The organism is Candidatus Kosakonia sp. 282A-S69, from assembly GCF_029433855.1.
Lineage (GTDB): Bacteria > Pseudomonadota > Gammaproteobacteria > Enterobacterales > Enterobacteriaceae > Kosakonia > Kosakonia cowanii_A.
The window spans coordinates 2,834,745-2,841,126 of record NZ_JAROAU010000003.1 but is presented as its reverse complement, the minus strand read 5'-3'; the positions used below and the strand labels follow the sequence as shown (position 1 = coordinate 2,841,126).

Here is a 6,382-nt window from a genome sequence, read left to right as displayed (position 1 = left end):
GCCTCCGGTTGTGGATAGGTGGCACAGTGTGACTGAAACGGCGCAGGCCGGATAAGGCGCAGCCGCCATCCGGCGGTATGCTGATGTGGCACCGCTGCCGGATGGCGCTTAACGCTTATCCGGCCTACAACTTCCCGCCCTGCTAATGTGGAGCTTATCCGGCCTACGAACGTCTAAACCGCGATATCAAGCTGCAACGCTTCGAGGGTTTTCGCGCCGTCAATGGCGTTGGCGCACAGCAAGCTGGCGCGGGCGCAGGCATGGGCTAACTGAATACTGTGCGCTAACGGCCAGGCTTCATGGCAACCGTATAAAAATCCGGCGCAAAAGGCATCTCCTGCTCCCACACTACCGACAATCTCCGCCTGGCTTAACATCCGCGACGGGATCCACGCCCCGGCTTCATCCGGTGCTTCGCCCCACGCCCCTTCCGGGCAGTGGATCACCACTCGCTGTTTCACCCCGGCGGCTAAAAGCTGCTCCGCCGCGCGGCCAATATTCTCAACGTGCGGCTTATCCTGTGCCGTCCGCATCGCCAGGCCGCTGAACTCGCCCGCTTCTAACTCATTGATCACCAGATAATCCAGATGGGGCAGGCAGGGCAACACCAGCGGTTTATAGCGCGGATCGCCTTTGCGCGACACCAGATCGAGGGAGGTCTCAAACCCCTGCTCGCGCATCAGCGCCAGCAGCCGCGCGCTGCGCGTGCCGTACTCCTCATCAGTCTTATCGAGGCTGTCGAGCAGCAGCAGATAGCCGAGATGGAAAATCTTCATCTCGCCGTTAAGCGTCTCAAAAGCGTCGATATCCAGCAGCCGGTTGGCACCGGGGGAGTGGAAAAAGGTGCGCTGACCGGAGGGATCGGTCATCACCTGCGACATCGAGGTCGGGGCTGAAGAGGTGCGCTGCACATGCTGGCGATTGACATGGTACTGATCGAGCATCGCCATAATGTAGTCGCCGTCGCCATCTTCACCCACCAGCCCGACCGCCTGCAGCGGCAGGCCAACGTGCATTTTCGCCAGCGTCAGCAGCACATTAAGCGGCGCGCCGCCCGTCGAGCGCTCGCTCTGGATAATCTCCGCCAGCCAGCCGCGCTCCGGCCACTGGGCAATATGGTGGACGTGATCCACCAGCATATTGCCAGCGGCGATAACCCCGTGGCGAGCCATCAGCACTGCCCCGCGCTGCCAAAGATGCGCATCTGTCCGGCCACCGTATCGGCAATCGCCTCTTCAACACTGAGCAGCAGTTGAGCGAACTCATCGTACAGCGGCTGGCGATCCGCCATACGTTGCTCGATGGCGCCAAGCGCCGCCTGCGACATGCCGGTGTAGAAGTTGATTTTATGAATGCCAAGCGCAATGGCGCGGCGGAAATCTTCGTCGCTGATACCTGAACCGCCGTGCAGCACCAGCGGCAGGCCGGTCTGCTGGCGGATGGCGTCGAGGCGGGCGAAGTCGAGCTTCGGTTCGCCCTTATATTTGCCGTGCGCATTACCGATGGCGACCGCCAGCGTGTCGATGCCGGTACGATCGACAAACTCTCGCGCCAGCGCCGGATCGGTAAAGCAGGCTTCATCGGCGTGACCATACAGCGCGCCGCCCTCATCGCCACCGACCGCGCCCAGCTCCGCCTCCACCGAGACGCCCACGGCGTGGCACATCTTCACCACTTCCCGCGTCTGGCGAATATTCTCTTCATACTCCAGCGCGGAGCCGTCGAACATCACCGAACTGAAACCGAGGCGCAGGGCGCGCACCACCGACTCAAAATGCAGCCCGTGATCGAGATTGAGCACTACCGGAATATCGCTGCGCGCGGCTTCAAACTTCACCGCCTCAACCAGCGACTCCAGCGAGACATACTTAAAGTGCACTTCGGCAATATTGATAATAAACGGCGAGCGCTCCCGCTTTGCAGCAGCGAACAGCGCGCGCAGAAAGTGGGAGTCGAGCACGTTAAACGCGCCTAAGGCGTAGTGGTGCTCGCGCGCATGCGCCAGCCCTGCGGCGAGAGAGATCATCGGCATAACCGCCTCCTTACCCTAAAAAGAGTGAGTACTCATTACAGAGCACCAGATGTGCCGGTTCATCCTCCAGCACGTCGCTAAAGCGGTTCGCCGGGTTGAGGAAGTGGTTGTCGTGCTGGTCATCGTTCACCGATGAGACCTCGCCGACCAGCACATCGCCAAACCCCGGCTCGCCCCAGAAACTGTGATAAAGCCCCGGTGTGATACAAATGCTTTCCCCTGGTGAGAGGCGCAGCTGGCTGCCTGCCGCGTGCGTGTGTCGGCAGCCATCAATGACCACGGTAACGTCGCTGCTGTCAGTCTGGTGCTGCGCATCCGCGTTCCACAGTTCAATAATTAAGTTTCCGCCGCCGCGATTAATGATGTCCTCGCGCTTGCGCCAGTGCAGGTGCATCGGCGTCAGCTGCCCGTCGCGCACATGCATGATCTTCTCCGCATAGCACTTAGCAAAAGGCGCACCGTCCGGCGAGCCGTTGCGCAGGGTAAAGAGCGTCAGCCCCTCGGCGTAAAAGTTGTCGCCGCCAAAGGCGGTGACATCCCACCCCAGCTTCAGGTCGAACACTTCCCGCCACGCCTCATGATCCAGCTCCCGCCACTGGGTAGGCGCAAAGCTGGCAAAAGGCGGCAGATGCACGTCGTGCTTCGAGAAGAACTGCCGCGTGTGGCCGAGAATGTCATTAATGGCAGAGCGTTTCATCGTCTCTCCGTATGGCGCTTCCCCTCCCGTGCAGGGAGGGAGAGGGCTTATTTCACCGTCCAGCCTTTGTAATTGGCGACGCTCTGCTTATCGATCATCGTCACCGGGATCAGCACCGGCTCTTTCGGCGCGGGCTTGCCTTGCAGAATGTCGTAGCCAATCTCCACCGCGCGTGCCGCCATCACCTGCGGATCTTGCGCCGGGGTGGCAACGAACAGCGAGTTCTTACGCTTCAGCGCCTCTTCACCATCCGGGCTGCCGTCGACGCCAACGATAAAGAACTCGTTGCGCTGCGCCTGTTTGGCTGCCAGATCGGCACCGATTGCCGTCGGATCGTTAATCGCGAACACACCGTCGATTTTCGGGTTCGCTGCCAGCAGCGAGGTCATCACTTCCAGCCCGCCTTCGCGGCTGCCTTTGGCGTTCTGATTATCGGAGAGCACCTTGATATCCGGGTGACGTTTAAACTCTGTCTGGCACCCTTCAACACGGTTCTGTACCGCAGAAACCGGCGGCCCGTTGATGATCACCACATTGCCTTTGCCCTTCAGGCGGTCAGTGATGTATTTACAGGCCATTTCGCCCGCCTGGGTGTTATCGGAGGTGATGGTCGCGTCGGCGCCTTCAGCCGCCACGTCCACCGCCACGACCACAATGCCGGCCTCTTTCGCCCGTTTAACCGCCGGGCCGATGCCTTTTGAATCCGCGGCGTTGAGGATGATCATGTCGACTTTCGCCGCAATAAAGTTATCAATCTGGCCGACCTGCTGGCCAAGGTCGTACCCGCTGGAGACCAGCGTCACTTTGACCTTATCACCCGCCAGCTTGCGCGCTTCCAGCTCCGCGCCTTTGGTGATCTGCACAAAGAAGGGGTTGGCGAGATCGCCCACCGTGACGCCGATAGATTTCAGTTCTTTCGCCTGTACGAACGGCGTCGCGGCGAGCAGGGCCGTGGCGCAGAGCGCGGTGACAAGAGGTTTAAGACGCATGCTGTAATCCTCGCTTATGTTGCTGTTTTGTAGGGTTTTATTATGCTGCCTGATGGTGTCGGGTACGGTATTTGTCAATCAGCACCGCTATGATGATCACCGCCCCTTTGATCACCAGTTGCCAGAAGTAGGAGACGCCCATCAGCGTCATGCCGTTATTAAGGGTGGCGATAATTAACGCGCCGACCAGCGTGCCGGTGATGGTGCCGATACCGCCGACAAAACTGGTACCGCCCAGTATCACCGCCGCAATCGCATCCAGCTCGTAGCCCATGCCGAGGTTGCCGTTGGCGCTGTAAAGGCGCGAGGCGCTCATCACCCCGCCAAGGCCGGAGAGCAGCCCGCTGATGCCGTAGACGAAGAGTAAAACCAGCCACACTTTGATGCCGGTAAGGCGTGCCGCCTGCATATTGCCGCCGACCGCGTAGATATGAACGCCAAGCGTGGTGCGGCGCAGAATAAACCAGCACACCGCAATCACCGCCAGCGCGATCACCACCAGCCACGGCACCGGGCCGAGGTAGTTATTGCCGATCCACTCAAAGCTAATATCGGAGTTGATCACCGTGGTGCCGTCCGCCAGCAGATAGGCCGCACCGCGCAGCGCCGTATAAGTGCCAAGCGTGACGATAAAGGGGGGCAATCCGGCAAAGGCGACCAGCGCGCCATTAAACAGGCCGAGCAGCAGGCCGAGCATCAGCGCCGCAGGTACGGAGAGCATCGACAGCTCCGGCATCAGCGACACCACCATGGCTGCCACCGCCGTGGTGCCGAGGATCGAGCCGACCGACAGGTCGATCCCGCCGGTAAGAATGATGAAAGTCATGCCTGCCGCCAGCACGATGTTGATCGACGCCTGGCGGGTAATGTTGAGCAGGTTGCTTTCGGTAAAGAAGTTCGGCGCGATAAAGCCAAATACCGCGACGATCAGGATGAGAATCGGCAGGATGCCGACGGTTTGCATCAGATCGCCCATCAGCACTTTTTTGGCGGACGCGGATTTCGCCTCCTGCTGCGGCGTGGTGGCCGGGTGTGGTTTCATTTCAGTCATGGTGTACCGCCTGGTGATGGGTGTCGTTAACGCCGGTCGCCAGCGTCATAATCTCTTCCTGGGTGATAGCCTCGCCCTGCAACTCGCCAGCGATAGTGCCTTCGCGCATCACATAGACGCGGTCGCTCATGCCGACCACCTCCGGCAGCTCGCTGGAGATCATCAGGATCGCCACCCCTTCGCGCGCCATCTGGTTCATGATCCGGTAGATCTCGCTCTTTGCGCCGACATCGACGCCGCGCGTCGGCTCATCAAGGATCAGGATGCGCGGTCCGATCGCCACCCAGCGCGAAATGAGCAGTTTTTGCTGGTTGCCGCCGGATAAGCCGCCCGCCCGCACTTGCGCATGCGGCACGCGAATATTGAGTAATTTGATGGCGTCATCGGAGAGGGTTTGCGCCTTTTTGCGGTTCAGCATGCCCCACGACGCATCGCGCTCCAGCGTCGCCATGGTGATGTTCTCCTGCGCCGCCAGTTCGAGAAACAGCCCCTGCTCTTTGCGGTTCTCGGTCAAAAAGCCGATGCCGAGATCGATCGCCGTGCGCGGGGAGTGGATCACCACCGGCTCGCCATCGATCTCAATCATGCCGCCCGTCGCTTTGCGCACGCCGAAAATCAGCTGCGCCAGCTCGGAACGCCCGGCACCCACCAGCCCGGCCAGGCCGACAATTTCACCGGCGCGCACCTGCAGACTGACCGGCTGGATCTTGCCGCCATCGGTCAGGTGGTGAACGGTAAGACGCGGTTTACCGGGGGGGATATCGCGCGCTTTATTAAACAGATCGCTCAGCGGCCGCCCAACCATCATGCGCACCAGTTCAGCGGCGTTGAGGTTGTCGCGCGTCAGGCTGCCAACATACTGGCCGTCGCGCAGTACGCTGACGCGATCCGAAAGCTCATACACCTCTGCCATGCGGTGGCTGATATAGATAATCGCCATCCCCTCATCACGCAGGCGCATGATGAGTTCAAACAGGCGGTGAGTTTCACGGGAGGAGAGGGCGGCGGTGGGTTCATCCATCACCAGAATACGGCTGTTGCGATGCAGCGCGCGGGCGATCTCCACCTGCTGCTGTTCGGCGATGGTCAGCTTCATGACGCGGTCGGTGGCGCTGAAATTAGCACCAAGACGGTCAATCACAGCCTGCGCCTGCGCCGCCATGCTTTTGCGCTGCACCAGCCCGCCGCGTGAGATTTCGCTGCCGAGAAAGATGTTCTCCGCCACCGTTAAGTTGGGCGCAAGCTGCATCTCTTGATAGATGAGGGTGATACCAGCGGCAAGGGCCTCTTTTGGCCCGCGAATGGTATGCGGCTTACCGTCGATCAGGATCTCGCCGCTGGTGGCCGTGTAGGCTCCGGCGAGGATCTTCATCAACGTACTTTTACCCGCGCCGTTCTCTCCCATTAAGGCATGGATCTCGCCGGGCCAGACCGTCAGGTCCACCCCTTTGAGGGCGTAAAACTTGCCGAACACTTTGGCAATATTACGCATCTCCAGCACGGGCACATTAGGCATGACGAAGCTCCTGCGAGTGACGATTTACGCACTTCATCACACGTTGGTAAATGGAGAATGTCAGAAGCTGTTCATATTTGTCATAGTGGCGCCACGC

Annotated in this window: 6 protein-coding genes; all 6 read right to left on the bottom strand. The window is 60.2% G+C overall.

Annotated features, from left to right (window positions below):
* Positions 1-173: 173 nt before the first annotated feature.
* Genes PU683_RS18860 through PU683_RS18835 form a run of 6 tightly spaced genes read right to left on the bottom strand, consistent with a single transcriptional unit; the run spans position 174 to position 6,285 of the window.
* Entirely contained in the window at positions 174-1,172 is a 999-nt protein-coding gene (locus PU683_RS18860; RefSeq protein WP_277174071.1) for a carbohydrate kinase family protein, read from the bottom strand.
* Complete coding sequence (locus tag PU683_RS18855) at positions 1,172-2,032, bottom strand: ketose 1,6-bisphosphate aldolase (protein ID WP_277174069.1); 861 nt, start codon at positions 2,030-2,032, stop codon at positions 1,172-1,174. The genes PU683_RS18860 and PU683_RS18855 overlap by 1 nt, the downstream gene beginning before the upstream one ends.
* A gap of 10 nt (positions 2,033-2,042) precedes the next feature.
* Positions 2,043-2,729: a D-lyxose/D-mannose isomerase gene (locus tag PU683_RS18850; RefSeq protein WP_277174068.1), complete on the bottom strand. Its 687-nt coding sequence runs from the start codon at positions 2,727-2,729 to the stop codon at positions 2,043-2,045.
* Positions 2,730-2,776: 47 nt separating this feature from the next.
* The gene (locus PU683_RS18845) at positions 2,777-3,718 is read right to left on the bottom strand and encodes an ABC transporter substrate-binding protein (RefSeq protein WP_277174066.1); all 942 of its coding nucleotides are present in this window, start codon (positions 3,716-3,718) and stop codon (positions 2,777-2,779) included.
* Positions 3,719-3,758: 40 nt separating this feature from the next.
* Entirely contained in the window at positions 3,759-4,760 is a 1,002-nt protein-coding gene (locus PU683_RS18840; RefSeq protein ID WP_180344267.1) for an ABC transporter permease subunit, read from the bottom strand.
* 1 nt (position 4,761) lies between these two features.
* Positions 4,762-6,285, bottom strand: a complete 1,524-nt coding sequence (locus PU683_RS18835) for a sugar ABC transporter ATP-binding protein (RefSeq protein WP_277174064.1) — start codon at positions 6,283-6,285, stop codon at positions 4,762-4,764.
* Positions 6,286-6,382 lie beyond the last annotated feature (97 nt).

Bases quoted from the DNA above. Each gene is read 5' to 3' on its own strand.
- PU683_RS18835 (WP_277174064.1), bottom strand. From the start codon at position 6,285: ATGCCTAATGTGCCCGTGCTGGAGATGCGTAATATTGCCAAAGTGTTC.
- PU683_RS18845 (WP_277174066.1), bottom strand. From the start codon at position 3,718: ATGCGTCTTAAACCTCTTGTCACCGCGCTCTGCGCCACGGCCCTGCTC.
- PU683_RS18855 (WP_277174069.1), bottom strand. From the start codon at position 2,032: ATGCCGATGATCTCTCTCGCCGCAGGGCTGGCGCATGCGCGCGAGCAC.
- PU683_RS18860 (WP_277174071.1), bottom strand. From the start codon at position 1,172: ATGGCTCGCCACGGGGTTATCGCCGCTGGCAATATGCTGGTGGATCAC.
- PU683_RS18840 (WP_180344267.1), bottom strand. From the start codon at position 4,760: ATGAAACCACACCCGGCCACCACGCCGCAGCAGGAGGCGAAATCCGCG.
- PU683_RS18850 (WP_277174068.1), bottom strand. From the start codon at position 2,729: ATGAAACGCTCTGCCATTAATGACATTCTCGGCCACACGCGGCAGTTC.